This window comes from Streptomyces sp. NPDC032745 (assembly GCF_055579465.1).
On sequence record NZ_JBVING010000012.1, the window covers coordinates 88,373 to 115,052 of the forward strand.

Genomic DNA, 26,680 nt, shown 5'->3' on the forward strand with positions numbered 1-26,680 from the left:
CCGGGCCCGTACGATGGCGCGGTGCTGGTCAAGTGGATTCGCTGCACGGTGACGGACCGACGCGGGTTCGAGCGCGGGCAGCGTAAATGGGCGGGGCTGCCTGGCGAGCCGGGATTCCGGGGACAGGGCGGCGGCTGGAGCCGGGGGAGGCAGGGGGTCGCGCATGTCTTTGCGTTCTGGGAGAGCCGTTCCTTCTACGACTCCTTCATGGCGCGGTCGTACGACCGGCTGGCCGCGGCCCAGACCGGCACGTACACCAATGCGCGGGTCACGCTCTTCGACCACCGCTTCGACGTGAAGACCGGCTTCGAGCCGAGGTTCACCGACGCGGACGTCGTGCGCGTGGCCCACACCCGGGTGCGGGAGGGCCGCGTGGACCACTTCGCCCTCATGCAGGAGAAGGTGTGGAATCCCGCCATGGCCGGCTCACCCGGAATGATCCGGGGCCTCTTCGGGGAGGCGCCGGGGCGGGAGTTCCTCGTGCTGTCGATGTGGCATGCCGCCGCCGAACACGGCAAGTACCGTCAGGAACGGGTCGAGCGGCTCTCGCTGCGCGCCCAGACCGAGGCCGACGTGGAAGCCCTCACCGGTGACGTCGTCGACCTCGAACCGTCCTGGACGGTATGACCGTACGACGATCGGCGGGCCCGACCGGCGTGCCCGGGGTGCCCGGCCCGCCGGTGGCCGAATAGGGTCGGGGAATGGCACGACCACGGCGCATCGTCCTTGTCCGGCACGGGGAATCGGAGGGCAATGCCGATGACACGGTGTACGAGCGGGAGCCCGACCACGCCCTGCGCCTGACCCGCCGGGGGCACGAAGAGGCCGCGGAGGCCGGCGTACGGCTGCGCGAGCTGTTCGGCGACGAAGCCGTCAGCGCGTACGTGTCCCCCTACCGCCGGACCCTGCAGACCTTCCGGGAGCTGCGGCTGGACCCGGCGCGGGTCCGGATGCGCGAGGAGCCCAGGCTTCGCGAGCAGGACTGGGGGAACTGGCAGGACCGGGACGACGTACGGCTGCAGAAGGCGTACCGCGACGCGTACGGGCACTTCTTCTACCGGTTCGCGCAAGGCGAGTCGGGCGCGGACGTGTACGACCGCGTCGGGTCCTTTCTGGAGAGCCTCTACCGCAGCTTCGAGGCCCCGGACCATCCGCAGAACGTGCTGCTCGTGACGCACGGCCTGACCATGCGGCTGTTCTGCATGCGCTGGTTCCACTGGTCGGTGGCCGAGTTCGAGGCCCTCTCCAACCCCGGCAACGGCGAATACCGGGTGCTTCTGCTGGGTCCGGACGGCCGATACCGGATGGACCGCCCATTTGAGCGGTGGACCACACCGGAGCCTTATGACCTGGACGGCTAAAGTGACGCGGGATGACCGCTGACTCCTCTTCCGAAAGGCGCTACGCACGCGCCATGGCCAGCCTGCGCGGGCTGGCCCTGGGTGACGCCCTGGGTTCCCAGTACTTCGTCCCCGTGAACTACCCCCTCCTCAAGCGCCGCGAGCTGCCCGCCGGCACCGAGACCTGGCAGTGGACCGACGACACCGAGATGGCCTGCTCGGTGGTCGCCGTCCTCGCCGCACACGGACGCATCGACCAGGACGCCCTGGCGCGCTCCTTCGCCCACCACCACGACTTCGACCGCGGCTACGGGCCCGCCGTGAACCGGATGCTGCGGCTCGTCCGGGAGGGCGAGGACTGGCGCACGCTGGCCGCCGAGCTGTTCAACGGGCAGGGCTCGTGGGGCAACGGCGCTGCGATGCGCATCGCGCCGCTGGGCGCCTGGTACGCCGACGACCCCGAGCAGGCCACGCACCAGGCGGAGATCTCCGCCTACACCACCCACCAGCACCGCGAAGCGGTCTGCGGGGCGATGGCCGTCGCCGCGGCGGCCGCACTGGCGGCGGCTCCGGCCGGTCCGCCGAAGGCCGCCGACCTGCTGGACGGGGTGATCGCGCTGGTGCCGCGCAGCGCCGTGGGAGCAGGGCTGCGGCGGGCACGGGACATGCTGGACTACGGCGACGCGACCACGGTCGCGGCGGTGCTGGGCTGTGGGCGGCGCACGAGCGCCCACGACACCGTGCCGTTCGCCCTGTGGTCGGCGGCGCGGTCGCTGGACGACTACGAGCGGGCGTTCTGGACCACCGCGCAGGTGGGCGGCGACGTCGACACGACCTGCGCGATCGTCGGCGGGGTGCTGGGGGCGCGCGGGGACGAGGTGCTGCCCGCCGCGTGGCTGGCACGTACGGAGGCCCTGCCGGCCTGGCTGCCGGAGACCGCGGCGCGTTAGCCGACGGCGCGGTGGCCGGGTGCTTGCGGCCTGGTGGCCGGGCCGGGGGAGCGGGCGTCCGCAGTGGGGCTATACGGCCCGTTCCGAATTGTCACGGTCCTGCCACAGGGACCGTCCGGTACGGCTGAAGCCGCACGTCACAGGCCTACCCTGTCCGCGCGCTGCCGCCTTCGTCGTGACGACGGGGGCGGCCGACAGGGGAGGGGAACCCGATGTCAGAGAACACCGACGGGGTGGCTGCGGCCGGGGACGCGGTTGGGGGCTCGGCTGCCGATCCGGACCAGCCGGCTCCGGCAACGGCCGGGCCGGGCGCAGCCGCCGGACCGCCCGCAGACTCGGCCGCGGTGGCCGGCGCAGCAGCCGCCCCGGGGCCGCCCCCGGCACAACCCGTGGCGCTGCCCCCGGCACAACCCGTGGCGCCGTCGGCGGCAGAGCCTGTGGCGCCATCCCCGGCACAGCCTGTGGCGCCGTCGGCGGCAGAGCCTGCCGCCGGATCCGCCGCCAAGTCCACCGCCGGGCCTGCCGCCGGGTCCACCGCCAAGTCCACCGCCGGGCCTGCCGCCGGATCCGCCGCCGGGCCTGCCGCCGGATCCGCCGCCGGGCCTGCCGCCGGATCCGCCGCCGGGCCTGCCGCCGGGTCCGCGTCGGCCGATGCGCCGTCGGCCGGGGTGTCGGTGGCGGGGTCCGTCGCCGGGCCTCCTGCCGGTGGGCCGGGTCATGGGCCGGCCGCCGGCCCGGCGGCCGGCGTTGTGCCGACCGGCTGGGATCCCAAGGCGTGGCGGGCCTATCAAGTGCGGCAGCAGCGGACCGAGTCCGGGGCGTGGTCCATCGCGCCGCTCGCCTGGGCCGAAGCCGCGCGGCCGGGGCAGGCCGGGCCCGTGCCCACCGCCGTGCTGGTCTGCGCCGTCGTCGCCGGCATCGCCTCGGCCCTCTTCCTCGGCGACGGCCTGGGCCCCGGCCTGCTGCTCGCCGTCGTGCCCGCCATCGTCGCCGCTTACGTCGCCGCCCGCGCGGCCCGGCGTACCGCCCGCCCCTGGACCCTGGTCTGGGCGATCGGCTGCATCGCGCTCCTCGCCGTACCCGCGCTCCGCGACGCCGGCTGGCCGTCCACCCTGGCGTTGCTCGCCGCCGTCCTGCTCGGCGCACTGGCCCTGCACGGCAGCCGCACCTGGCCCGGCGTCCTGCTCAGCCCGATCGGCTTCGTCGACGCCGCCGTGCTCGGGATCCGCTGGGCCTGGACCGGGATCCGCTCGCGCGGCAGCGGGGTCGACCGGAGCCGCTGGCTGCCCGTGGCCAAGGCAGCGCTGGTGGCCGTGGTCCTGCTGGTGCTCTTCGGCGCCCTCTTCGCCTCCGCCGACGCCGCCTTCGCGGACCTGCTCAGCGGGCTGACCCCCGACGTTTCCATCGGCGACAGCCCGGTGCGCTTCCTGCTGTTCCTGCTCGGAGCCCTCCTGGCACTCGCCGCCGCCCGCGCCGCCGCGGCGCCCTCGCGCTGGGACCGGATCCGGGTGGCGCCCGGAAAGCCGCGATCCCGCGTCGAATGGGCGCTTCCGCTCGTCGTGCTCAACCTGCTGTTCGCCGGCTTCAACGCCGTCCAGCTGGCCGTCCTGTTCGGCGGCTACGACAAGGTCCTGGACAGCACCGGGCTCACCTACGCCGAGTACGCCCGCCAGGGCTTCTGGCAGCTGCTCTGGGCCACCCTGCTCACTCTCGCCGTGATCGCCCTCGCCCTGCGCTGGGCCCCGCGCGCCGGAGCGGGCGACCGACGGTTCGTCCGCGTCGTCCTGGGCACGCTGTGTGCGCTGACCCTGGTCGTGGTCGCCTCCGCGCTGCGCCGGATGGACCTGTACGTGGACGCGTACGGACTGACCCGGCTGCGCGTGTCGGTGGCCGCGATGGAGCTATGGCTCGGGCTGGTCATCGTACTGATCATGGCTGCCGGGGTGTTCGGCGCCCGCCGGCTGCCGCGCGCGGTCGCGGGCAGCGCGGCCGTCGCCGTCCTGGCGTTCGGGCTGCTGTCCCCGGACGGGATGGTCGCCGAGAGGAACGTGGCCCGCTTCCAGCAGGACGGCAAGATCGACCTGGCCTACTTCCAGTCCCTCTCGGCGGATGCGGTGCCCGCCTTGGACCGGCTGCCCGAACCCCGCCGCTCCTGCGCCCTGCGCGGCATCAACAACGAGCTGTCGAGGGGCGGTCGGGTGCCTTGGTACGCGATGAGCCTCGGCGAGTACCGGGCCCGCCAGATCCTTCGCGAGCGCCCGGTGAAGGCCTCGTACGAGGTCTGCTCGAGCCTGGGCAGCTTCCACAGCCGCACCGGGTAGCCGCCCGGCAGCGGATCCGTACGAGGGCCCGGGCGCGGGATCTGCCCCGCACCCGGGCCCTCGTACGCCGGACCGCGCTCAGGCGGCCGGACCGGCCTCCGCGGCGGCGCCGTTGAGGGCCTCCAGGTCGCTCTTGCGCACCCGGATCACCAGCAGTGCGGTGGCCAGGGCGAGCCCGGCCATGGCGACGGCCGCGGTGAACGCGGTGGAGATGCCCTGGGTGAGGACGAGGTCCCCCCAGGGGTCGGGCAGCCGCTTCGTCTCGTTGAAGGCCGCCACCTGCCCGGGATCGGCGTGGGCCATGAAGTCCGGCATCTGCTTCTCGCCCTCGCTCCGGCTGGCCGTGCCGAAGACGGTGACCAGGATCGACAGGCCGAGCGAGCCGCCGACCTGCTGGCTGGCGTTGAGCAGCCCGGACGCTGCGCCCGCCTCCCGCTGGGCGACCCCGGAGACGGCGGTGAGGGTGAGCGTCACGAAGTTCAGGCCCATGCCGAAGCCGAAGAGCAGCATCGGCCCGAGGACCCCGGAGACGTACGAGCTGTCGGTGCGGATGAGGGTCAGCCAGGCCAGTCCGATGCCGGTGAGGCCGGATCCGGCGACCATGAACGGCTTGGGGCCGAAGCGCGGCAGGAAGCGCTGCGAGAGGCCGGCGGCGGTGACGATCGCGACGGTCACGGGCAGGAAGCCGAGCCCCGACCGGATCGGGGAGAAGCCCAGCACGTTCTGGACGAACTGGACGATGAAGAAGAACATGCCGAACATCGCGGCGGCGAGGCCGAGCATGATCAGGTACGTGCCCGCGCGGTTGCGGTCGGCGAACATCCGCAGCGGGATGATCGGCTCGTGGGCCCGCGACTCGATGGCCACGAAGAGCGCGAGCAGGACGACGGCCGCGGCGAAGGAGGCGAGGGTGAGCCCGTCGCGCCACCCGTCCTCGGAGGCGCGGATGAACCCGTAGACGAGCGTGGCCATGCCACCGGTGGAGGTGAGCGCCCCCGCGATGTCGAACCGGCCCGGGTGGCGCTCGGACTCGGTGATGTAGAGCGGGGTGAGCACGGCGATCAGCACGCCGATCGGCACGTTGACGAAGAGAACCCAGCGCCAGTCGAGCCACTCGGTCAGCATCCCGCCGGCCAGCAGGCCGATCGCGCCGCCGCCCGCGGAGACGGCGGCGAACACCCCGAACGCCCGGTTGCGCTCTGGGCCTTCGGCGAACGTGGTGGTGATCAGGGCCAGCGAGGTCGGCGAGGCGATCGCGCCGCCGACCCCCTGCAGGGCGCGGGCGGCGAGCAGTTGCCAGGGCTCCTGCGCGAAGCCGCCGAGCAGGGAGGCCAGGGTGAACAGCAGGATTCCGGTAAGGAACACGCGGCGCCGGCCGAGGATGTCGCCGGCCCGGCCGCCGAGGAGCAGGAGGCCTCCGAAAGCCAGCGTGTACGCGCTGATCACCCAGGACAGGTCGGTGGTGGAGAAGGAGAGGGCGGTCTGGATGTGCGGTAGTGCGATGTTCACGATCGTCGCGTCGAGGACGACCATCAGCTGGCACGCGGCGATGACCGTGAGGGCCACGCCGGGGCGGCCTTCCCGGCGGGCCGCGCCCGGTATCCGGGGCGTGGCGAGTTGAGAGCCTTTCACCGTGGAACCCCCCATAGTGAAATAGTGAACGCATCCGTTCACTGCGGGTCCACGGTAGGAGGCCCTTGATAGTGAACGCAACCGTTCACTAGGGCTGAAAACGCGTGCGAGGGGCGCGTGGGTCGGCCGGAGGCAGAGGTGATGGTGGGTTCGCGCTGGTCAGCGACATCGCCGGGGCGCAGGCGGGGTCCGGAACTCGAACGGGCGATTCTCGACGCGGCCTTGGAGCAACTGAGCACCGTCGGCTGGAACGCGCTCACGATGGAGGGCGTCGCTGCCGGTGCACACACCGGCAAGGCGGCGGTGTACCGGCGCTGGCCCTCGAAGGCGGACCTGGTGGCCGACGTGCTGCGGACCGGGCTGCCGCCGATCGGGGCGATCGACGACCACGGATCGATCCGGGGCGACCTCATCCGGTTGTGTGTGCGGATGCGGGACGTGATGGATTCGCGGGCCGGCCAAGCGCTGCGTGCTGTCCTTCACGAATGCGATCACGCTCATGCGGGGCGGTTCCACGACGTCATCAGGGCGGGGCTGCACGAGCCCGCCCACCGGTTGATCAGGGAGCTTGTCCAGCGGGGGATCGAGCGGGGAGACGTGCGACCGGATGCGACCGGCCCGTTCGTCGCCGACGTCATTCCGGCGATGATGATGTACGGCGCGAAGGTGTGCGGGAGCGAATGGGCGGATCCGGACATCGCGGAAATGATCGATCAGGTGATGGTGCCGCTGCTCAGGGCGTGAGACGCCGCGCCGACTGCACCCGGGCCGGGGTGTGCAGGCGGCTCGGGGCGGCGTAACCTTGCTGGCGCCATGCCGTACGAAGCACCCACCCACACCGTCGAACGCTCCCTCCGTGCAACCACCGGCGCCAAGATCATCGCCGGGGTCGACGAAGTCGGACGAGGGGCCTGGGCCGGTCCGGTCACCGTGTGCGCGGCGATCACCGGTCTGCGCCGGCCGCCCGCAGGGCTCACCGACTCCAAACTGCTCACCCAGAAACGACGCGACGCGCTCCTCGACGTCCTCGAGACCTGGGTCACCGCGTACGCCCTGGGGCACGCCTCCCCGGAGGAGATCGACGAGCTCGGGATGACCGCCGCCCTGCGGCTCGCCGCGGAGCGCGCCCTGGAGGCGCTGCCCGTGCGGCCCGACGCGGTGATCCTCGACGGCAAGCACGACTATCTCGGCCCGCCCTGGCGGGTTCGTACGGTGATCAAGGGCGACCAGTCCTGCGTCGCCGTCGCGGCGGCCTCGGTGATCGCCAAGGTCAGGCGCGACCGCATGATGGCCGAACTCGGTCAACAGGGCGGCGGCATCGAGGACTTCGCCTTCGGTGACAATGCCGGATATCCCTCGCCCGTGCACCGGGCCGCGCTCGAGGAACTGGGGCCGACCCCGTACCACCGGCTCTCGTGGTCGTACCTCGACGGGCTGCCCCGGTGGCGCCACCTCAAGAAGGTGCGCCGCAGCGAGGAGTCGGTGGAGCTGGAAAACGGAGGCCAACTCGGCTTCGATTTCTGATCGCACCCACGTGCCACCCGCCGGTACGTTTCGTACCGGTGTTTGATAGACATCAACTCATGCCTCTCACCCCCGAGGAGCCTCAGATTCACGAGAGTGCCCAGGGTCCCCGCGTCACGCCGGCTGCGAGCCGCACCGCGCAGACCCCCCGCCCCGTACCTGGTCCGCGTCCCGCCGCTGTGCCGCGGCCCGGACGCCCCGGTCCCTCCCCCGCGGCGGCGAGCCGCGCGGGAGGTTCCCCCAGGCCCGCCGCGCCCGCGCAGCGCGCGCCGCAGGCCACCCCCGGACCCGTTCCCGCCACCACCACCGCACCGTCCGTCTCCGCGGCGGTGCCGCAGATCCAGCTGATCCCGGCCTCCGCCGAGGGTGCGCTGGACGCGGCCGAAGAGGCCGTCGACCTGCTGCTCGACACCGGGCGCGCGCCCGGCGACATCCTGGTGCTCACCACCGGCGACCCGCACCCGTGGGCCGCTCACGAGCTGTCCTTCGGCGAGGCCGCGTACTGGGCCCTGCACGATGCCGGGGACGACGTCTTCTACGCGGACGCGGCGCAGGTCAAGCGCGCTGCGGGCCGTCCCGTCGTGGTCTTCGCGGCCAACGGCGGACCGGCCGGGGCGGCCGCTGCCGCCCTGCCGACCGCGCTGACGCGGGCCGGTGCGCTGCTCATCGTGTGCGGCGACCCGCAGCAGATCAACTCCGTGCTGGGCACGGGCGTCTGACGCCCCGTACCCCGGCGCGCGCGAGGGGCGGGGCTGGGGGGTGTCCGGCAGAGCCGGCCCCGCCGAAGCCCGAAGCCCGACCTGCCGTACCCCCGCTCCGGGGTTGTAGCGGCGGTGAGGGCTGCCCGTGGGCGGGCCGGCGTACGGGTGCGGCGGGGCTCAGCGCGCGGCGGTACGGCGCAGGACCTCGGTCGCGCCGCCGCCGGTGCGCAGGGTCACCGCGGGGAACTCGGCCACGGTGTCGCCGAGGCGCTCGGGCTGCGAGTCGGAGCTGGGCCGCCGGCCGCCCCGGCCTTCGCCCAGCACCTGCCAGCCCCCGCGGGTCAGCGTGATGTACGCGCCGCAGCGCAGCCCGTGCAGGGTGCAGGCGTCCCGCAGACCCCACATCCAGGCGCCGTCCTCCTCGGTCCACCGCTCGTCTCCCTCGCGGCAGTACAGCAGGACCGCCGTCCGCACCGGGGTCCGGCGCCGCAGGTCGTGCGGGATGACCCGGCGCAGCGCGGCGAGCAGGGAGTTGCGGTACTCCCAGCCGTCGGCCGAGGCCGATCGCTGGACGAAGGAGGCGCTCGCGACGAGCTGCTCCTCGGGGCCGAGGACGGCGATCACCGCCGTCGAGGGCGCCGGATCGTGCCGGGAGTGCAGCCCGCTGACCACCTCGCGCGGGTTGCGCAGCAGGGGGATGCCCGCCGATGTCCACTCGGCGGGTTCCAGCAGTCGGCCGTGCCGGCTGGCGCCGCCGGCTGCCTGTGTCAGAGACGTGGTCGAGGGCGGGGCGAATCCGAAGGTCACGGTCCTCCCTTCGGGTACACGCCCGCGGACGGGCACAGCTGAAGTGCGGGCACGCCGCGGCGCGGCCCAGGAGAGCGCCGTCGAGCCGAGCGGGAGCACCCCAATTCTCGCGTGGCCCGTGAGCATGCGGCAACGAGCAATTGGCGCCGCCGACCGGAATTCGCCGGTATGCCGTTCATATCCTTGCCCCGTCACACCGAAGATGACTCATTCGACTACGTCTGCAGCGCCAGTACCAGCGGGAACACTCGCTACGGGCCAGACTCGTCGGCGGCGCCGGGGTCCCGGTCCAGGCCTGGTGGAGGCATTTTCCTTCGGCGTGGCCGCTCGCGAGGTACGACGCGTAGGCCATCCGTGACGTTTTGGTCACGTTGGGTGAATTGGCCGATTGTCCGTGCCATCCGGTTGCATGGGGGCATGGACAACCTGGAGCTCCGCACCGAAGCAGATGCCGTCCTCGCAGAGCTCGTGGGCGCCCCGGAAGGTTCGGCGCGGCTGCGGGAGGACCAGTGGCAGGCGGTGGCGGCCCTGGTGGAGGAGCGTCGGCGAGCCCTGGTGGTGCAGCGCACCGGCTGGGGCAAGTCGGCGGTGTACTTCGTCGCCACCGCCCTGCTGCGACGTCGCGGGTCCGGCCCCACGGTGATCATTTCGCCGCTGCTGGCGCTGATGCGCAACCAGGTCGAGGCGGCGGCGCGGGCCGGTATCCAGGCGCGCACCATCAACTCGGCCAACCCGGAGGAGTGGGACACCATCTACGAGGAGGTCGAGCGCGGCGAGACCGACGTCCTCCTCGTCAGTCCGGAACGCCTCAATTCCGTGGACTTCCGCGAGCAGGTGCTTCCCAAGCTCGCGGCCACCACCGGTCTGCTGGTGGTCGACGAGGCCCACTGCATCTCCGACTGGGGCCACGACTTCCGCCCCGACTACCGCCGGCTGCGGGCCATGCTCGGTGACCTCGCCCCCGGTGTGCCCGTCCTGGCCACCACCGCGACCGCCAACGCCCGGGTCACCGCGGATGTGGCGGAGCAGCTGGGAACGGGCGCCGGTGAGGCCCTGGTGCTGCGCGGCCCGCTGGACCGCGAAAGCCTGCGCCTGGGCGTGGTGCAGCTGCCGGACGCCGCGCACCGCCTGGCCTGGCTCGCCGAGCACCTGGACGAGCTGCCCGGTTCGGGGATCATCTACACGCTGACGGTGGCCGCGGCAGAGGAGGCCGCCGCCTTCCTGCGGCAGCGCGGCTTCCCGGTGGCCTCGTACACGGGGAAGACGGAGAACGCCGACCGGCTGCAGGCCGAGGCCGACCTGATGGAGAACCGGGTCAAGGCGCTGGTCGCGACGTCGGCGCTGGGCATGGGCTTCGACAAGCCCGACCTGGGCTTCGTGATCCACCTCGGCTCGCCGTCCTCGCCGATCGCCTACTACCAGCAGGTCGGCCGAGCCGGGCGCGGTGTGGAACACGCCGAGGTACTGCTGCTGCCCGGCAAGGAGGACGAGGCCATCTGGCGCTACTTCGCCGACACCGCCTTCCCGCCCGAGGCCCAGGTACGGCAGACCCTGTCGGCCCTCGCCGATGCGGGACGGCCACTGTCCGTACCGGCCCTGGAAGCTGCGGTGGAACTCCGGCGCACCCGGCTGGAGACCATGCTCAAGGTCCTCGACGTCGACGGAGCGGTCAAGCGGGTGAAGGGCGGCTGGACCTCCACCGGCCGGGAGTGGACCTACGACTCCGAGCGGTACGCGTGGGTCGCTCGCCAGCGGGCCGCCGAGCAGCAGGCCATGCGCGACTACGTGAGCTCGTCCGGGTGCCGGATGGAGTTCCTGCGCCGGCAGCTGGACGACGAGGGGGCGGCCCCGTGCGGCCGGTGCGACAACTGCGCGGGCGCCTGGGCCGATTCCTCCGTGTCGGCGGAGACGCTGAGCGGGGCGGCGAAGGAACTGGACCGCCCGGGGGTGGAGGTGGAGCCGCGCCGGATGTGGCCGACGGGCATGCCCGCGCTGGGCATCAGCCTCAAGGGACGCATCCCGGCCGGCGAGCAGTGCTCCACCGGGCGCGCCCTGGGCCGGCTCTCGGACATCGGCTGGGGCAACCGCCTGCGCCCCCTGCTGGCCGAGAACGCCCCCGACGGACCGGTTCCCGACGACGTCCTGCACGCCGCAGTGGCGGTCCTCGCCGACTGGGCGCGCTCTGCGGGCGGCTGGGCACCCGATGTCCCGGACGCATCCGCCCGGCCCGTGGGCGTCGTCGCCGTACCGTCCCTCGCCCGCCCGCAGCTCGTCGGCTCCCTCGCTGAGGGAATCGCGGCCATCGGCCGCCTCCCGTACCTGGGCACCCTGACCTACACCGGTCCGGGCGGCGCGCATGCGGCACGCCGCAGCAACTCCGCCCAGCGCCTCAGGGCGCTGGCCGGCACCTTCGCCGTCTCCGGGGAACTGGCCGGCGCGCTGGCGCAGTCGCCCGGGCCCGTCCTCCTCGTCGACGACTACTCCGACTCCGGCTGGACCCTGGCGGTCGCCGCGCGCCTGCTCCGCCAGGCGGGCAGCGGGCCGGTCCTTCCGCTGATCCTCGCGACGGCGGGCTGACCGGGCAGGGTCTAGGTGGCGGCGGGTGGGGGTGCGGCCGGGGTCAGGTGGTTGCCGGGGTCCTGCAGGCGGTCGCCCTGGGCGGCCAGCATGCGGCGGACCGCGGGCTCCGGCAGGCGGATCACCACCGGCTGTGACAGGGTCGCCTCCCGTACCGCCGTGGCCGGGGCGCCCAGCTTCCCGGTGAGCCTGTTGGTCACGGTGGCCACCACTCTGACGTCCACCGTGAACTGGACGAGGACCGCCTTCGTCTTCGGCTTGTGCAGCGGCAGCGAGCCGGAGGAGTTCGCCGCCGCGTCGGTCACGCCCCCCGAGCCGCCCCCGTTGGCCAGCAGCTGGTTGAGCCGGAACTCGTTGGCGTTGAGCAGCCCCGCGCCGAGCAGCGGGCGGGCGGCCCTGCTGTCGTCGGAGGAGCTCTGGCCGTCCCTCTGGCCGGGGCGGGGCGCCTGCGGATGGCTCTGGCCCACCGTCTCGAAGGTCATCTTGTCGCCGAGGCCCAGCACCTGCCCGTCGCGCAGCCGCGTGTGCACGGAGGCCCGCAGGTCCTGGCCCTCCGGGCCGGAGGCGTGGACCGGCGGCAGGTCGGCGCCGGAAGCGGTGAGCAACGGCAGTGCGGCGATCATCCACTCGGTGGACACCGCCTCGTCCAGGGCGTACGCGGCGGCCTGCCCCGGGGTACGGAACCGATGGCCGCCGCCCGCCTCCTTGACGGCGGCATTCACCAGCTTCCTGACGTCACGGGCCCCTGCGAAGCCGTTGACCTGCGCCTCCAGCGGGAGCTTCACACCCGCATCCCGCCAGGCGTCGAGCCGGACCGTGCCGCCGCCGGACGGCGCGACGAGGGGCGCCGCCGGGACCGGCTGCACGCGGGAGAGGGCCTCCAGGTCCTTGCGCAGGATGCGATGGGTCAGCATCAGGCTGTTCATCTGGGCGAGCGCCAACCGGGTGTGGCCCTTGTACAGTTCGAGCCTCGCCCGGACCGGCAGGTTCATCTTCGCCGACTTCGCGGAGCTGTCCGCGACGGATTTCATGCCGAGCTGGCCGCGGCTCACGGCCCCGCTGCGCCGCGAGTTGCCGGTCGCGTAGCCGAGGCCGCCCGCACTGCCCAGGCTCCTCAGCTGCCCGGAGCCGCCATCCGGTCTGGCCGATCCGCCGACGATGCCCTCGACCCCGGCGACGGAGGCCTTGTCGTGGGAGGTGGCCTGCTGTGAGACGGCCGAGGTGATGTACTCCATGTCGCGGCCGTCGTCCGCGTCCTGCGCGTACGTGCCGTCGCCCGTGCGTTCGATCCTGAACACCGCCCAGTACGGGGTGTTGCGGCCGTCGAACAGTTCGACGGTGACGCCGCCGTCCATGGCGCTGGACAGGAGTCCGGCGGAACCGTCCCGGTCCAGGACGCGCAGCAGCCGCTGCACGTTGTCGTTGCGGTCCTTGAGCTGCCGCCGGGGCAGCAGGCGGTGGACGAGGTCCGGGTGCGTGCCCCCGGCGAGGCTCGTGCGCAGCTTCTCGAGCAGCGGGACGAAGTCCGGCAGGTCCTCGATCATCCCGAAGCCGAGGGCGCGGTCCTTGTCGAGGACGGGGGGCGGAGCGCTGGCGGTGGCGGCTGCCGGGACGGTCGCGGTCGCCGTCGCGGTCGCCGACGCGGACGAACCGTCGGCCCGCTCGGCGGCCGTCCGGGAGCTCTCCGGCTGGTTCCCGCCCTGTGCGCCGGCGGAGGTCGTGGCGGCCGGTACCGGTTTCCGCTTGCGCACCTGTTCCCGTATCTGCGGCGGCAGCTGTGCCTCGGTCAGCCAGACTCCCGCCGCGCCCGGCAACGTCGTGGCGGCCTTCGCCGTGCACGAGCCGCGGGCGGTGACGCCCACCTCCGCGACCATGTTGACCAGCACGTCGCACTGGACCAGGTACAGGGGTGCCTTCTTCGGGGTGTGGGCGTTGCGCTCGATCGTGCCGGACACGGTGAAGGCCTCGGCGTTGCCCTCGCTCCTGGTGCCGGACACCGCCAGGCCCTGGGCGGCCCGCCACCCGGGGCCGGTCTCCGAGCCGGTGACGCCGAACTGCGCCGTGTCGGTGGTGACCTTGCCCCGCTGCCCGCCGGACTGGTGGCCGCCGAGCACGAAGGTCTCGGTGCCCGGGCCCGCGCCCGTGTGCAGCAGCCTCGGGTTGGCCAGTACCAGCCGGGTGCCGACGGCGCCGTTCAGGCCTGCGAGGCGCCGCGGATAGCGAAGGTTCTTCACCACCCAGCCGGAAAACGCGGCCTGCCGCAGGGCGCCCTGGATCGCCCGCTCGCCGAACCGCTCCTCGATCGCCAGCCGCGGCGCGAGCCCCTCCGTCGCCAGCGCCGGGTCCTCGCGCTCGCCCTTGTTGCCGGCGGCCGCCCGGGACAGCAGCCGGAAGGCGAGGGCCCGGATCGGCTCCCCGTCGAGGGTCTCGACCAGCTGCCAGTCCCGCAGCGGTTCCCCGACGGACGGCCGCAGGGTGAGCGTGGCCAGGTCGCCGATGCCCTCGGCCCTGACGGCATGCTCCGCGGCGCCGGGCTGGGCCCGGCGGACCGAGGCGATCGAGTCGATCCGGTCCTTCCCCGCCTGGTCCACCGTGAACTCGGCCGGCGTGAGCAGCCGTACGCCCTGCTCCCTGAGGTCCAAGGACGCCACCGACCTGGCCTCCGGTACGGACTGGCCCGGCGTGTCGGGCGTGAGGCTGCGGGCCAACTTGCGGGGCCGGGAGGTCATGGTGACGTCCACGTTCAGCTTCAGGGCCGCCTCGAAGGCGCTCGCCGTGTCGGAGCCGTTCGAGACGATGTCCGTGCGGCCCGTGGGTCCCGCCTGGTTGCGGCGGGTGCCGATGCTGTGCCGCTCGTAGCGGGCCGAACCCGACAGCGTGCCGGGGACGAGCCGGGCCTGGCCGAGGACCAGTCCGCCGACCGACCGTGAACTGCTGCGCCCGCTCTGCGCATTGCCGGCGACACCGGCGTGGCTGCGCACCGACCAGTCCTTGATGTCGCCGGCATAGGCGGTGTTGCCCAGCGCGCCCTTGACCCGCAGCTGTACGTCATGCGCGTGCATACCGGTCTTGCGGCGCAGCCGCACCAGGATGCCGGTGGACAGCAACTGGTCCTTGTTGATGCGCAGGCTGGTCTCCGAGAGCGTGGTCATCAGCTCGCGGTAGTTGCGCCGCTGGGCCTGGGACTCCTCGAGGCTGGTGTCCTCGGCGGGCGCAGTGGCGCCGAAGGCGGGGAGGTAGCCGGCCAGGCTGGGGTCGGTGGTGAACAGGTCGAGCACGGCCCGCAGCATGGGCCGGGTGTCGAGCCGGCTGAGCGCGACGTTGGACCCCTTGCCGCCGAAGGGGAGGTGGCGTTCGACGGCCACCTCGTTGCCGTCCGCGTCGGTCTCCGTCGGCTTCTCGACGAAGTCCCCGGCCGTCATTCCCGGCGGCAGCGGCAGCCCGAACTCCTTCGCCTCGTCGGCCCGCAGGCTGATCCACACGTTCATCGAGTGCCCGGCTTCGCGGGCTCCCGGGCGCCGGGCCGTCCCGGGCGGGAGCGGGCCCGTACCCACCGCGATGAACGACACCCGCCCGTAGTAGAGCGCCTTCTCGCCGCGGACCTCCGCGCCCTGCCGGCTGGAGACGGTCTGTTCGTTCACGGTGAAGCGCGCCTTGCGGACGGCCGCGACCGGCATGGCGGTGCCCCGGACGACGGCGGCGGCGGGCGTCGCCCCGAACCCGACCGCCGGGCCCAGTCCGGCCTGCAGGGCCCGTCCCTTGCCCGCGCCCTCGGTGACCGAGGTCTGGGCCTGCTGGTGGGTGCGCAACTGGGTCTTGCCCGTCCCCCAGGCGGGCGCGAGGTCCGTGATCAGGGCGCGCAGGCGGTAGGCGGAGGCCGTTCTGCCGTCCTTGGCGTAGAGGTCCTCGCTGACCACACCGTCGCGCAGCAGCCGGGGCAGATCCTCCAGGACGGTTGCCGTGGACGTCGCCTCGAACAGCCGGCCGCGGCCGGGCGCGCCGGGCGCGGTGACCGAGGGGTGCAGGACGGAGGCGACCGCGTCGAAGAGCCCGCCGCCGCCCTCGTGTGGGGCGGAGTTGTCGCTGACGGCGACGGCGGCCAGGGAGTCCGAGTGGTGGACGCGGCGGACCGTGGTCGGGTTCAGGGCGGTGAGCGGATGGGGCACACGGCCGGTGCCCACCGGGACGAGGTGCTCGACCGGCACCCGCTGGGTGAGCGTGCCGAGGCGCTTGTCGGGCCGTCTGGCCCGGGCGTCGCCGTGCTTCTTGACCCGTACCTCGTACTGCACCGTGCGGGGCACCTCGACGGAGCCCTTGTCGCTGCGCAGCACGCGGGGTTCGGCCACGTTCCTCTGGTGGCGGGACTCGCGCGATGACTGCCAGGGCTGTGCGTTGGCGGTGGCGGCGGGGCCGAACCACACCCCCGGCGCGACCGGCCCGAGCCCGAAGGCCACACCTCCGATGCCCTTGCTCGCGTTGCCGCCGCCCGTGCTGCTCGCGGTGGTGGCGGTGTTGTGCTGGACGTCGACCTTGGTGTCCTTGCCCTCCGGGTGCTCCAGTTCGGCCTGCGGCTGCCCGCCGCCGGCCGGTAAGGCGGCCGCGGGGTTGCGCTTGAAGGTGGGCGGGCTGTCGCCGGCGGCCCGGCCGATGCAGACGGTGACGTCGTACCACTCGTCGCCCTTCTTGCCCTGGACGGCGAACGCGCGGCCCGCCCCGAAGAAGCTCTCCGGCCGTCCGGTCAGCTCGGCGTGGATGTCGGCCACCGCGCCGTCGCCGTGCCCGACGTGCGAGGCGATCGTGTTCCGTACGAAGACGTGGTCCGTCAGCCCGTACGCCGTGGAGAGCCCGCCCGCCTCCAGTGCCATCAGGTACGGGGGCAGCTCGAATTCGGGGTCGGCCGCCGCCCCGGCAGGGGGCTGCTGCCGGGGCGCGGGCCCGGCGCCCCCGTACCGCGCCTGGTGCATGGCCTGCGTGAAGGCCGCGTTCCCCGCGTGCTGCCGGAAGTGGGCCAGGGTGTCCGCATCGGGTACGGGGCGGCGGGTGGGCCGCGTCGGTCCGGGGGCAGGCTGCTGGACGTCGCCCGTCCGGTCCTTGCGGGTGTGTCGCGGAGTCCTCACGGGAACAACCCCTCGCTACTGGGATCGGCTGCTGTTCGACGGGCCGAAGAACTCGATCTCGGCTATGGCGACTTGCTTGTCGGGGGCGGCCGCGTAGGCCGAGCGCAGGACGAACCGCACGGCGGTGACGTTGCCGGCCCGGAACGTACGGCGCTGGCCGCCCGCGGCCTGGTCGAGGGTGAGGACGCGGGTGGCCGTCTTGCCGTCGGAGGTGGTGATCACGGCCTCGACGCGGCGCGGGAGGGCCGACTGGGAGAGCTTGTCGGCGCGGCTGGAGACGCCCGGGGTGATGATGACGTCGAGCAGCCGGGTGGGCTGGTCGAAGCGGGCCTCGACCCATTCCCCCGCGCCGGACTGGCTGACGCCCGGGCCCCACCAGGTGTTGTTCAGCTTGTCGAAGGCGAGTTGGGGATCGTTGCCCGGGTACGCGTGCGATGCCTCGACGGCGTCCGGTCCGACCGGCGTGCGCTTGGCGAAGTGATCGCGGACGGCGTTGACGGCGGTGTCCGCGTTGACGATCGCCGTGATCAGCAGGGTCAGCACCAGCGCCCAGAGCACCCAGGTCATGAGGTACCCGAAGCCGCGGCGCAGGCGCGGGCGGTCGCCGGCCCACGGGGTCTCCCGGTTGCGGAAGTCCAGCACCCGGCGCCACCAGGGACGGCGCCCGGGGACCGCCGGGCTGCCGGCCAGCGGCATGGCGCACACGCCGCAGAAGTGCCGGTCGGGCCGGTTGGGCGTGGCGCACCAGGGGCAGGGCGGTCCGCCCTCGGCCCCGGTCTCCCGGCCGGGGGTACGGACCTGTGGGCGGTCTGCGATCGAGCGGCCGGGCAGTACGGGCGCCACGGACGGCGCCGTGCCCTCCCGGGGCTCGGGATCGGCGACCGGCACGAGCAGGGACCTGGCCCGGGCGGCCGCATCGTCGGAAGCGGGGGCGACGGCCGCGGTGAGCATGGACGTGGTGGCGTTGGTCGCCTCCGCTTCGGCCGTGGCGGGCTCGGTCCCGGCCGGCGCGGGGGGTGTGGAACCGGCGGACCCGGATCCGGACGTGCCCGCGCCCTCGGACGCGCCGCGCGGCGCGGAGGCCTGCGGGGTGTCCGCGGCGGCTTCCGCCGCGGGGGACGAGGTCCGCGGCCCGGACCGCATCGCGCCCGCCTCGCCACCCGCCCTGGAAGCGGACTGCCCGGCTGTCCCGGCTCCCGCAGCGGACCGGTCGCCCGCCCCGCGGCCGAGGTCGCCGCCGGCCGCCTCGCCCATCGCGCCCGCGCGGTCGGCCCAGCCCAGCACCGCGCCGCAGGAGTCGCAGAACGACTGGTCGGGTTCCGCCCGGGTGCCGCACTCGGCGCAGTGCGAGGCCCTGTCTCCCCGCGCACCGGGGACGGGGGTCTGGCTGGTCATCTCTCGGGATTCCTTTCCGCGGCGGTCACCTTGACCGTGTAGGGCATGTGGGCGGGGCGGGCCGCCGCCACGAGACTGTCGAGCCGCTGCTCGTCCGCGGGGGCCGGATCGGGCAGTCGCAGCGTGACGTGCAGTCGCGGGCGGCGTTCCCCGGGGACCGGGCCGAGCGGCCGGGCGTTCCAGTCGGCGGCCCCGCTCTCGCTGATCTCCGGTTCCACCCCGAAGGCCAGCCGGATCGCCTCGGCCAGGCCGCGCCCGGTGCCTCGTACGCGGTGCAGGTACGCGGCGGCGGACACGGCCGCACGCAGCCGGTCCTCCGGTTCCGTCCCGTCGGTCTCTGCGCCGACCCAGCCGCCCAGCCAGCGGGTGAAGTCCACCGGGGCCAGCGACGGGGTGAAGTACGAGTCCAGGCAGTCCAGGACGTTCAGGATCGGGGCGAGGACCTCGTCCAGCCCGGCGACGAAGTGCTGCGCCAGCTCGTCCTCGGCGAAGACCGCGGGCAGCATCCCGCCGAGCGGCGCGGAGGACCTCAGCCCGTCGACGGACCCCCTCGTGCTCATGCGTCGTCCCCGATCACGCGCACCCGGTGGTCGAAGGAGAACACCAGGGCCGCCGGTTCGAGGTCGATCCGGTCCGTGGCCTCGCCGCGCTTGCCGGTCAGCGGGTCCGCCGGGTGCAGCAGCACCTCGTCGACCAGCTCCACGCCGGCCACGCGCTGCAGCACCGCGTAGATCTCGCCCGCCTGGACCCGGCGGCCGAACGGCCAGCCGGTTCCCTCGGCGCCGCCGCTCAGCGGGTCGAGGTGGCGGTAGACGGCGTCGTGCGCCTTGCGCCGCACCCGGTCGGTGTCCACGCCGCGGAAGGCGTGCACGGTGGCGACGACGGTGACGCCCTGGTAGAAGGGCGGGCCCACTGCCAGCCGCGTCCCGATGAGCCTGCGCTCGTCGAGGTGGCGGGTGATCCGCCGCAACAGGGCGTCACCGGGGACCAGTTGCTCGAAGCGCAGCCGGCCGCCCGGATCGGGCACCGCCTGCGGGACCACCAGCACCCGTACCGCGTACGCCCCGTGCTCGCTCTCCTCGCCCTCCAGGCAGGCGATCCGGGCGGTCTCGGGGGCGGCGCGGCGCGCCAGCTCCTCGTAGTCGCGCAGGGTCACCGCACGCTCCTGGGCCCGCAGTGTGATCGGCGCCCTGGTCTTCGCCTCCTCCACCGTCTCGCCGTCGACCCCGCCGCGCGCCGCCTCCCGGTTGACGACCTCGGAGACGTACGGGACGGAGTTGCGCAGTACCTGCACCGAGCCGCGGGCCACGTTCCCGGCCCGGCCGCCGCCGATGCGGTAGCGGCGGGCCCGCAGGACCGCGCCCTGCGGGGGCACCGCCCCGTACTGCCGCAGGGCGCCGTCCGGCTCCCGTACCGCCGGGCCGAAGGCGATCTCCCCGGTCGCGGCGTCGAGCGTGATGTGCCGCTCGCGCGGGCCGGAGGCCGCGAAGTGGGGGACGACCAACCAGTCGCGCCAGCCGTCGTCCTCGGCGCTCTGCAGCAGCACCGACGGGTCGCCGCCCACCACGGGCGCGTTGGCCAGCCGCAGCCGCTGGCCGGGCAGGCCGGAGGACTCGCCGAGGGGCTCGTCGTACACGGTCTCGGCGTGCACCACGCCGGTCGTGCCGCCGATGGTGAACGCCTCGGCGGACCGCACGGTCGGCGAGGTGGTGTAGAAGGGCTGCCCGGCCAGCGGCTCGGTGACCCGGCAGCGTAGCCAGCCGGCCTGCTGCCCGCCCGTACGGGACAGCGCGTGCCCGCCCGGGACGTGCAGCACGGCCTCGCCCGGCCGGTTGAGCCCGCCGGTGCCGTCCCGGTCGACCTCGCAGGCGGCCCAGCCGTCCTCGGTCCACGCCTCCCACACCAGCGGCGGCTGCCGCGGATCCACGCCGACACCGTCGACCCTGCTGTCCAGGGCCAGCGCCACCGCGCAGTGCGGTACGGCGGCACTCAGTCCGAGCAGCATGCAGTCGCCGGGCCGCGGGGCCTCGGCGAAGCACATCACGTCCTTGGCCCCGGTGAGGTCGGCGGTCATGTCGGTGACGGGCTCGCCCTGGCGCTGCACCATGAGGTGGCGCAACTCGCTCGGTACGACACTCAGTTCCCGCTCGGTGGCGAAGACGACCGCCTCCTCGCTCTCCGTGCGCTGGGTGGCGACCTCGGTGCCGGCGGGCAGCACCACCGGCTCCTCCTGCGGCGCGGAGAGCCAGAACGTGACGTCCGTCCGGGCGGCCGACGGCGGGAACAGCTGGATGCCGACCAGGTCGAGGAAGGCCAGGTGGTTCTTCTCCGGCACCCGGTTGAGCCGGTAGACGATCTGGTCGGCCATGTGCGCGACCGTCTCCACGAGGGTGACGCCGGGGTCGGAGACGTTGTGGTCCGTCCACTCCGGGGCGCGCTGCTGGATGTAGCGCTTGGCGTCGTCGACGAACTGCTGGAAGCGGCGGTCGTCGAGGTTCGGGGAAGGCAGTGCCATCAGCTGTCGCTTTCCAGAGAGGTGCCTGAGGTGCCTGAGGTGCCTGAGCTGCCTGCGGCGTACGAGGCGCCCGCGCCGGACGGGTCGCCCTCGCCGGGCTCGTCGTGGGACGGGATGACGTAGAACGGGAAGACGAGGCTGCGGGGGTTGTTGGTGCCGCGGATCGCATAGCGGACGTCGATGAAGAGCACCCCTTGGTCCGTGCCCGCGGTCACGTCGACGTCGGTCACCTCGATCCGGGGCTCCCAGCGGTCGAGGCTGACGTACACCTCGTGCTGGATGCGGCCCGCGGTGGCCTCGTTGACCGGCGCGAACACCAGGTCGTGGATGGCGCAGCCGAATTCGGGCCGCATCGGCCGCTCGCCCGGGGCGGTGGCCAGCACCAGCCGGATGGCCTCCTCGATCTCCCGCTCCCCGCTGACCAGGGCGATGCCCCCGGTCGGCCCGATGCGCAGGGGGAACGCCCAGCCGGATCCGACGAACTGCTCGGCCATCAGCAGACCACCTGCCTTCTCCTTCTCGTTGCGGACTTCAAGGACGTCTTGGTGCTTTGGGCCGTCGCGGTCGTCGCGGTCGTCGCGGTCGTCACGGGATCGGGTAAGGCTTGCTGTTGACCAGCACCGCGCCCTGCAGCATGAGCGAGGCGGCCCGAATGCCCACGTTCGCGGCGGCGCTGACCTGGATCGTCCCGGCCGCGTTGATCGTCGCCGCGCCCGCCGCGTTGAGGCTGAGGGCGCCCAGCGCGTTGACGTTGACCGCCCCGCCGAGCGACCTGAGGTTGACCAGTCCGCTGCCCTGGATGTTGAGCGGCCCCCCGCTCTTGATGGTCAGCATCCGGCGCGCGCTCAGCGTGAGGTCCGTGCCCGCCTCCACCGACACCGACGTGCCGCCCGAGATGGTGACGGACCCCTTGCTGTCCACCGTGATCTCGGTCCTGGTGCGGTCGAGGTTGATGGTGAGCCGGTCGTTGCCGGAGGCGATCCGCACGCCCTGCTTGCGGGCGCCGGTCGTCTGGCTGAGCAGGTCCACCCGGTTTCCGTCGCGGTCGGACAGCGTGTGCCGGATCGCCTTCTTCTTCAGCCCGTCGTGCAGCGGCACGTCCTTGACCGGGGTCGGCACGTCCCGGCCGTTGTAGAGACCGCCGATGACGAACGGGTGGTCCAGGGCCCCGCGGTCGAAGGCCACCAGCACCTCGTCGCCGACGTCCAGCGGGAAGATCCCGCCCCCGGACTTGCCGCCCAGCTGAACGGTACGGGTCCAGTCGCTGACGTACGTGTCGTCCAGCCACGGGAACCGCAGCTTGACCCGGCCCTGCTTCAACGGGTCCTGAACGTCGGTGACCAGGGCGTTGGCCACACTCGGCAGCCTCGGCGCGGCCGGTCCGCCACCGCTGGAGGCGAGTCCGTACAGGGAGCGCCACTGCCGGCCGCTGACGGTGATCCAGGTCTGATAGTGGCTGTCGTCGCCGAAGACGTGCCGTACGGAGGTGACCGTGTACTTGCCCTCGAACGGGGTGCCCACATCCCTGAGCGTGACCGGCACACCCGGGCGCAGCTTCGGGTTGCCGCGCACCGTGACCTCCAGCTCGGCGAAGGAGGACGTGATGTCCTCGGCGAGCGAGCCGGCGGCGAACCTGACCTCGGACTGGCGGTCGTACGGGGTCTCCGTCTCCACCAGCTTGCCGGGCTTGAACGCCGCGACCGCCTGCCCCGGGGTGGTGCCGATGGAGACGGCCGAGGTGCTGGTCGTCGGCGCCAGCGCGGTGAGCGGCCGCTTCGTGGTGACGTCCCAGCCGCGCGACTCGACCTTGCCGATCTGGTCCGCGGAGGTGACCGCGGCCCGGCAGCGCAGCACGTCCTGGCCGGCGTGCAGGACGAACGGGCTCTTCTCGCCGTCGGTGCTCGTCGGCGGCGCGCCGGCCGCCGGAACCGGCCGGACGAACTGGAACTTGCCCTTCGAGTCCAGCGACATCACCATCCCGTTCTCGTCGGCGAGACGGGAGAGGAAGTCCCAGTCGGTGACGTTCGACTGGCTGACGAACTCGTACACGGTCTTGGTGGCCTGGACCTTGCCCATCGGGATGCCGCTCTGCCCGGCCAGCTTGCGGGCGATGTCGGCGGCCGTCTGGTTGCGGTACGCCGCGACCCGGCGCTGCCGCATCAGCCGGTGGCCCAGGTCGTAGCCGCGGATCACGGTGAACGTGCCGGTGCCGTCGTAGTCGGTCTCCATGCCGGTCACCTCGCCGGTGAGCAGCGGAGAGGCCGCGCCCTTGCCGGCCGCGACGGGCGCGATGACCACCTTCGTACCGAACTTGACCTTCAGCTCGCCGAGCAGCAGCCCGTGCGGGTCGCGGAAGGTGAGCCGGAACGCGCCGGGCACCCCGGCCCCGAGGTCGACCCAGGCACCGACGAGATCGTCGGCGACGCGGTCGGGGAGCTTGGCCCCGCCCACCGAGACGTGGACGACGTTGGAGAAGGACGCCTGGACCATCAGTGACCACCCACTTCCTCGGCCGCCGGAAGCACCATTTCCGTTCCGGTCCGCAGCCTCGAGGGGTCGTCGATGCCGTTCGCCTCGGCGATCGCCCGCCAGACGTTCGCGTCGCCGTACTCCCGCCAGGCGAGCGACTGCAGCGTGTCGCCCGCGATGACGCGGTGCACGCGCTGTGCGGTGAGCGCGCCGGAGGTCGGGTTCTGGCCCTTGGTCTTGCTGGGGATCTCGTGCAGGCGCACCTGACAGGTGGCCCGGACCGGCACACCCGTCGTGCTGAACAGCGAGTAGGCGGCGTCCACGGAGGAGACGTAGGCGGTGAAGCGCGCGGTCGAGAAGGAGCCCCACTGGAAGACCACCCAGGGGGTGGAGGGCTGCTTGGCGGCGATGCTCTTCGCGGTCACCTCACAGCAGGAGAACAGGGCCTCCACCTTCTTCAGCACGGAGTTGGCGCCCGGCTGGGCCGAGGAGTCCAGGAAGATCTCCACCGTCATCTCCCGGGGCTCGGGCCCCATGAACTCCGGGACGGCGCCGTCGCGCACCGCGGCGGTCGGGGTGGCCTTCCACTGCGCGCGTCGGCTGAGCGCGAGCTGGGACGGGTTGAACGCGAACGTGAAGTTCTTGATGAGCGCGCCCGGCGTGGTGCTCTGGCCGATCGGCGGCTCGTGAATGGCGAGCGAGGCGCGCACGAGGCTCTTGCCCGCGCCGCCCTTTCCTCCCTTGGCTGCCATGTGGTGTCGTCCCCCTTCAGTCCGTGAACCCGTGGTGCGTGATCTCCAGAACCTCCGTGGCCACGGCCGGGCTGTTCGGGTCGAGGGACGGGCCCTGCCAGCTGACCGGCAGTACGTCGATCAGCCCCCAGCGGGCCACCTCGGAGCCGTCGGCGCGCAGCGCGGCGATCTGGGCGGTGGGCCGGGTGACGCCGGTGGTCACGGAGGAGATCCAGGCGGCGACCTTGGCGGTGTCGGGGGTCAGGGGCCGGGTCAGCCGGATGTTGGAGAAGGTCACCCGGGAAGGGAGCTGCCAGACGAACCCGTTGTTGCCGCCCTCGTGGCGCTGTTCGATCTCCACCGTGGAGGAGAGTCCCTCGCACCCGTTGAAGTAGCCGAGGCTCTCGCCGTCGATGGTGAGGGTGAAGAAGATCGTGGAGCCCGGGTCGAGATCGCGGGGCATCGGGTGGGCCTTTCTGGGGTGCTGCCGGGTAGTGGGATTGCGCCGGGGCCGGGGTGGGTCAGTGGCGCGGGTCGCGGAGCTTTCCGATGCGCTCCCGGTCGAGCCGGAACTCGGTACGGAGCTGCCGGGTGATCCGGCTGATGAGCCGGTGCGTGAGCTCGTCGAGCTGGAACTCGGTCAGGGAGCGGGGGTTGAAGACGGCGTCGGGGACGGGGGTGTGCGCATCTGCTGTGTGCGTGGGGTGCACTGTGTGGGGCGGGTGGGGTGGGTGGGGCGTGGGCGTCTTGTGGGTCCCGAGGTCGGTGGCGCGCTGGACGGGGCGGGGAGCAGGGGCCGGGAGCGGTGGCGGTGGCGGTGGTGGCGGGGGTGTATGGGGCACGGGTGCCACGAGCGGGGTCGCCGGGAACCGCTGCACCGGCATGGCGGCCGAGGCGGGCTGCCCCTTCGGTGCGGCGATGGGCAGCGCGGAGCGCTGTACGGGGGCGGTCGCCCTGGTGCGCGGCGGCACGGGCGGGTGCGTGGCCGTTCCCGTAGCGGCCGAGGGCGTACGGGGGTTGGGGTCGGCGAGACGCTGCACCGCGGCGGTGGCCGTGGCCGTCCGCCGGACGACGGGAGCGGTGGGGGCAGCGGTACCGCGGTGCAGTGGTACGGCCGTCTTCGCCTGCGGACGGGGGGAGCGGTTGGGCTGAGCCGCGGACGGCAAGGAGGACGTCAGCGCCCGCGCGGGAGCGAGCGCCCGTACGGGAAGGGCCTCGGGCCCGTTCGGAGCGCGCCGGGCGGCAGGAGGTACGACGGCACGCTGGACGGGACCGGCGAGGGGACCGGCATCCGTGGGCGTCACCGGCAGCGGCGCGCCCGGCAACGGCCGCCGGGGCGACCGGTCCGCGGGCGTGCTCCGCCGAATCGGTGCCGGTGCCGGTGCCGGTGCCGGTGCTGGTGCTGGTGCCGGGCCGGCGGACACGGGCATGGCGGGAGCCGGCCGCGGCGCCCTGCCCGGGGTGCGCCGCTGGATCGGGGTCGCCGCCTGGCCGGCTGACGGTGCGTTCCGGTCCACGGTGATGTCTGCAGACCGGGCGAGGGGCGACAGGGGAGCCGTGGGCGTGGTCGGGGCGGCGGACACCGGGGCGCCGAGCCCCGCTCGCCGTGCCGGGTCGGGCGTGACCCGCTGGACGGGGACCGCCTGATTTTGGTGATTTTGGTACGTGAAGGCCCTGCCGGTCGGCGTCGGGCTCGGCCGGGTCGCCGCCGGGGCCGACTTCCCTGCCGGATCCGGGGTGCGCCGCTGGACGGGGGCCGCGCTACCGGCCGGGGGCGATACGGGGGCTGCGGGCACGGACGGGACCGGGCCGGCGGATATGGGTGTGCCGAGTCCGGTGCGCCGTACCGTGGCGGGGGTCCTCCGCTGGACGGGGGTCGCCGGACCGGCTGCGGCCGTAGTGGTTTCCGCCCGCTGGACCGGGGTGTTCCGGGGCATGGACGGGTCGGCAGAGCGGGTCGGCGCCCGGCCGGTGGACACGGGCATGCCCGCTCCCGACTGCAGCGGCCTGTCGGCAGCACTGCGCTGAACCGGAGTTGCCTGAGCGGCCGATGGCGTGCTCGGGGAGACGGCGGAGACCGGAGCCGGTCGGTCGCTCCGCTGAATCGGGGTGGTCCGCTTCACGGACCCCCCAGCGGAACGGGCCGGAGCCACAGCGGGTGAAACGGGCCTGCCCGCCACCGGCTGCGACGCCCTGTCGGCAGCGCTCCGCTGAACCGGCTTCGCCGGAGGGGCCGATGGTGTACCCGGAGACGGGAACACACCGGCAGCCGGTGCCGGGCGCGAGCCGGGGGAGGGTACGCGGCTCGCGCCGGAGGCCGGTCCCGTTCGCGCTGCTGCGTCGGCAGCGCTTCGCCGGGCCGGGGTGCTCCGAGGCACGGGCCCGTCGGCGGAACGGGCCGGAGGCGATGCGGGAGCCACAGCCGGTGCCGGGCCGCTGGACACGGGCATGCCCAGTCCCGCCCGCCGCGACGTGTCGGCGGTGCTCCGCTGAACGGGCATCGCCTGAGCGGCCGATGGCGTGTCCGGGGACGGTGACACGCCAGTAGCCGGCGTCGGGCGCGGGCCGTCGGACGCGGACGCTGCGGGAGTCTGCCGCTGG

At 73.5% G+C, this 26,680-nt stretch carries 20 protein-coding genes; 9 read left to right on the forward strand and 11 right to left on the reverse strand.

Annotated elements, in window-relative coordinates:
• The first annotated feature begins 21 nt into the window (after positions 1–21).
• The 4 genes from ACZ5WG_RS28115 to ACZ5WG_RS28130 all read left to right on the forward strand — a co-directional run bounded on the left by ACZ5WG_RS28115 (position 22) and on the right by ACZ5WG_RS28130 (position 4,611).
• Positions 22–627, forward strand: coding sequence for a YdbC family protein (locus ACZ5WG_RS28115; protein WP_363179254.1), 606 nt, complete (start codon positions 22–24; stop codon positions 625–627).
• Positions 628–701: 74 nt separating this feature from the next.
• Positions 702–1,361 carry a histidine phosphatase family protein gene (locus ACZ5WG_RS28120; RefSeq protein WP_468726755.1) on the forward strand — a complete coding sequence of 220 codons (660 nt, stop codon included), beginning with the start codon at positions 702–704 and terminating at the stop codon, positions 1,359–1,361.
• Between the two features lie 11 nt (positions 1,362–1,372).
• Positions 1,373–2,290, forward strand: a complete 918-nt coding sequence (locus ACZ5WG_RS28125) for an ADP-ribosylglycohydrolase family protein (protein ID WP_468726757.1) — start codon at positions 1,373–1,375, stop codon at positions 2,288–2,290.
• 437 nt (positions 2,291–2,727) lie between these two features.
• Positions 2,728–4,611: a DUF4153 domain-containing protein gene (locus tag ACZ5WG_RS28130; RefSeq protein ID WP_468726908.1), complete on the forward strand. Its 1,884-nt coding sequence runs from the start codon at positions 2,728–2,730 to the stop codon at positions 4,609–4,611.
• A 78-nt stretch (positions 4,612–4,689) separates the two neighbouring features.
• Here ACZ5WG_RS28130 and ACZ5WG_RS28135 read toward each other — a convergent pair whose 3' ends face one another.
• On the reverse strand, positions 4,690–6,243 hold the full coding sequence (locus tag ACZ5WG_RS28135) for an MFS transporter (protein ID WP_468726758.1): 1,554 nt from the start codon (positions 6,241–6,243) through the stop codon (positions 4,690–4,692).
• A 141-nt stretch (positions 6,244–6,384) separates the two neighbouring features.
• On the opposite strand from ACZ5WG_RS28135, the gene ACZ5WG_RS28140 reads away from it, so the two are divergent.
• The 3 genes from ACZ5WG_RS28140 (at position 6,385) to ACZ5WG_RS28150 (ending at position 8,486) form a co-directional block, all read left to right on the forward strand.
• Complete coding sequence (locus tag ACZ5WG_RS28140; RefSeq protein WP_468726909.1) at positions 6,385–6,987, forward strand: TetR/AcrR family transcriptional regulator; 603 nt, start codon at positions 6,385–6,387, stop codon at positions 6,985–6,987.
• A 69-nt stretch (positions 6,988–7,056) separates the two neighbouring features.
• Complete coding sequence (locus tag ACZ5WG_RS28145; protein WP_468726759.1) at positions 7,057–7,767, forward strand: ribonuclease HII; 711 nt, start codon at positions 7,057–7,059, stop codon at positions 7,765–7,767.
• Positions 7,768–7,826: 59 nt separating this feature from the next.
• Positions 7,827–8,486 carry a hypothetical protein gene (locus ACZ5WG_RS28150; protein ID WP_468726760.1) on the forward strand — a complete coding sequence of 220 codons (660 nt, stop codon included), beginning with the start codon at positions 7,827–7,829 and terminating at the stop codon, positions 8,484–8,486.
• 159 nt (positions 8,487–8,645) lie between these two features.
• Here the strand turns inward: ACZ5WG_RS28150 and ACZ5WG_RS28155 are convergent, their stop codons facing one another.
• The gene (locus ACZ5WG_RS28155; RefSeq protein ID WP_468726762.1) at positions 8,646–9,275 is read right to left on the reverse strand and encodes a hypothetical protein; all 630 of its coding nucleotides are present in this window, start codon (positions 9,273–9,275) and stop codon (positions 8,646–8,648) included.
• 417 nt (positions 9,276–9,692) lie between these two features.
• Between ACZ5WG_RS28155 and ACZ5WG_RS28160 the strand changes: the two genes are divergently transcribed.
• On the forward strand, positions 9,693–11,852 hold the full coding sequence (locus ACZ5WG_RS28160; RefSeq protein ID WP_468726763.1) for a RecQ family ATP-dependent DNA helicase: 2,160 nt from the start codon (positions 9,693–9,695) through the stop codon (positions 11,850–11,852).
• Between the two features lie 11 nt (positions 11,853–11,863).
• Here the strand turns inward: ACZ5WG_RS28160 and ACZ5WG_RS28165 are convergent, their stop codons facing one another.
• From ACZ5WG_RS28165 to ACZ5WG_RS28205, 9 genes are all read right to left on the reverse strand, one after another.
• Entirely contained in the window at positions 11,864–16,969 is a 5,106-nt protein-coding gene (locus ACZ5WG_RS28165; RefSeq protein ID WP_468726764.1) for a hypothetical protein, read from the reverse strand.
• 15 nt (positions 16,970–16,984) lie between these two features.
• Positions 16,985–18,364: an NADase-type glycan-binding domain-containing protein gene (locus ACZ5WG_RS28170; RefSeq protein WP_468726766.1), complete on the reverse strand. Its 1,380-nt coding sequence runs from the start codon at positions 18,362–18,364 to the stop codon at positions 16,985–16,987.
• Positions 18,361–18,924: a phage tail protein gene (locus ACZ5WG_RS28175; RefSeq protein ID WP_468726767.1), complete on the reverse strand. Its 564-nt coding sequence runs from the start codon at positions 18,922–18,924 to the stop codon at positions 18,361–18,363. Before ACZ5WG_RS28175 ends, ACZ5WG_RS28170 begins: the two co-directional genes overlap by 4 nt.
• The gene (locus ACZ5WG_RS28180) at positions 18,921–20,879 is read right to left on the reverse strand and encodes a putative baseplate assembly protein (RefSeq protein ID WP_468726768.1); all 1,959 of its coding nucleotides are present in this window, start codon (positions 20,877–20,879) and stop codon (positions 18,921–18,923) included. Before ACZ5WG_RS28180 ends, ACZ5WG_RS28175 begins: the two co-directional genes overlap by 4 nt.
• On the reverse strand, positions 20,879–21,373 hold the full coding sequence (locus ACZ5WG_RS28185) for a GPW/gp25 family protein (RefSeq protein ID WP_468726769.1): 495 nt from the start codon (positions 21,371–21,373) through the stop codon (positions 20,879–20,881). Before ACZ5WG_RS28185 ends, ACZ5WG_RS28180 begins: the two co-directional genes overlap by 1 nt.
• A gap of 91 nt (positions 21,374–21,464) precedes the next feature.
• A complete protein-coding gene (locus ACZ5WG_RS28190; protein ID WP_468726771.1) occupies positions 21,465–23,369 on the reverse strand; it encodes a VgrG-related protein in 1,905 nt (634 codons plus the stop codon).
• The gene (locus ACZ5WG_RS28195) at positions 23,369–24,100 is read right to left on the reverse strand and encodes a CIS tube protein (protein ID WP_468726772.1); all 732 of its coding nucleotides are present in this window, start codon (positions 24,098–24,100) and stop codon (positions 23,369–23,371) included. Before ACZ5WG_RS28195 ends, ACZ5WG_RS28190 begins: the two co-directional genes overlap by 1 nt.
• A 16-nt stretch (positions 24,101–24,116) precedes the next feature.
• Positions 24,117–24,542 (reverse strand): phage tail protein, encoded by a 426-nt coding sequence (locus ACZ5WG_RS28200; protein WP_385584931.1) that lies wholly within the window; start codon positions 24,540–24,542, stop codon positions 24,117–24,119.
• Positions 24,543–24,600: 58 nt separating this feature from the next.
• On the reverse strand, positions 24,601–25,383 hold the full coding sequence (locus ACZ5WG_RS28205; RefSeq protein WP_468726773.1) for a hypothetical protein: 783 nt from the start codon (positions 25,381–25,383) through the stop codon (positions 24,601–24,603).
• Positions 25,384–25,744: 361 nt separating this feature from the next.
• Between ACZ5WG_RS28205 and ACZ5WG_RS28210 the strand changes: the two genes are divergently transcribed.
• The gene (locus ACZ5WG_RS28210) at positions 25,745–26,107 is read left to right on the forward strand and encodes a hypothetical protein (protein WP_468726774.1); all 363 of its coding nucleotides are present in this window, start codon (positions 25,745–25,747) and stop codon (positions 26,105–26,107) included.
• The last annotated feature ends 573 nt before the right edge of the window (positions 26,108–26,680 follow it).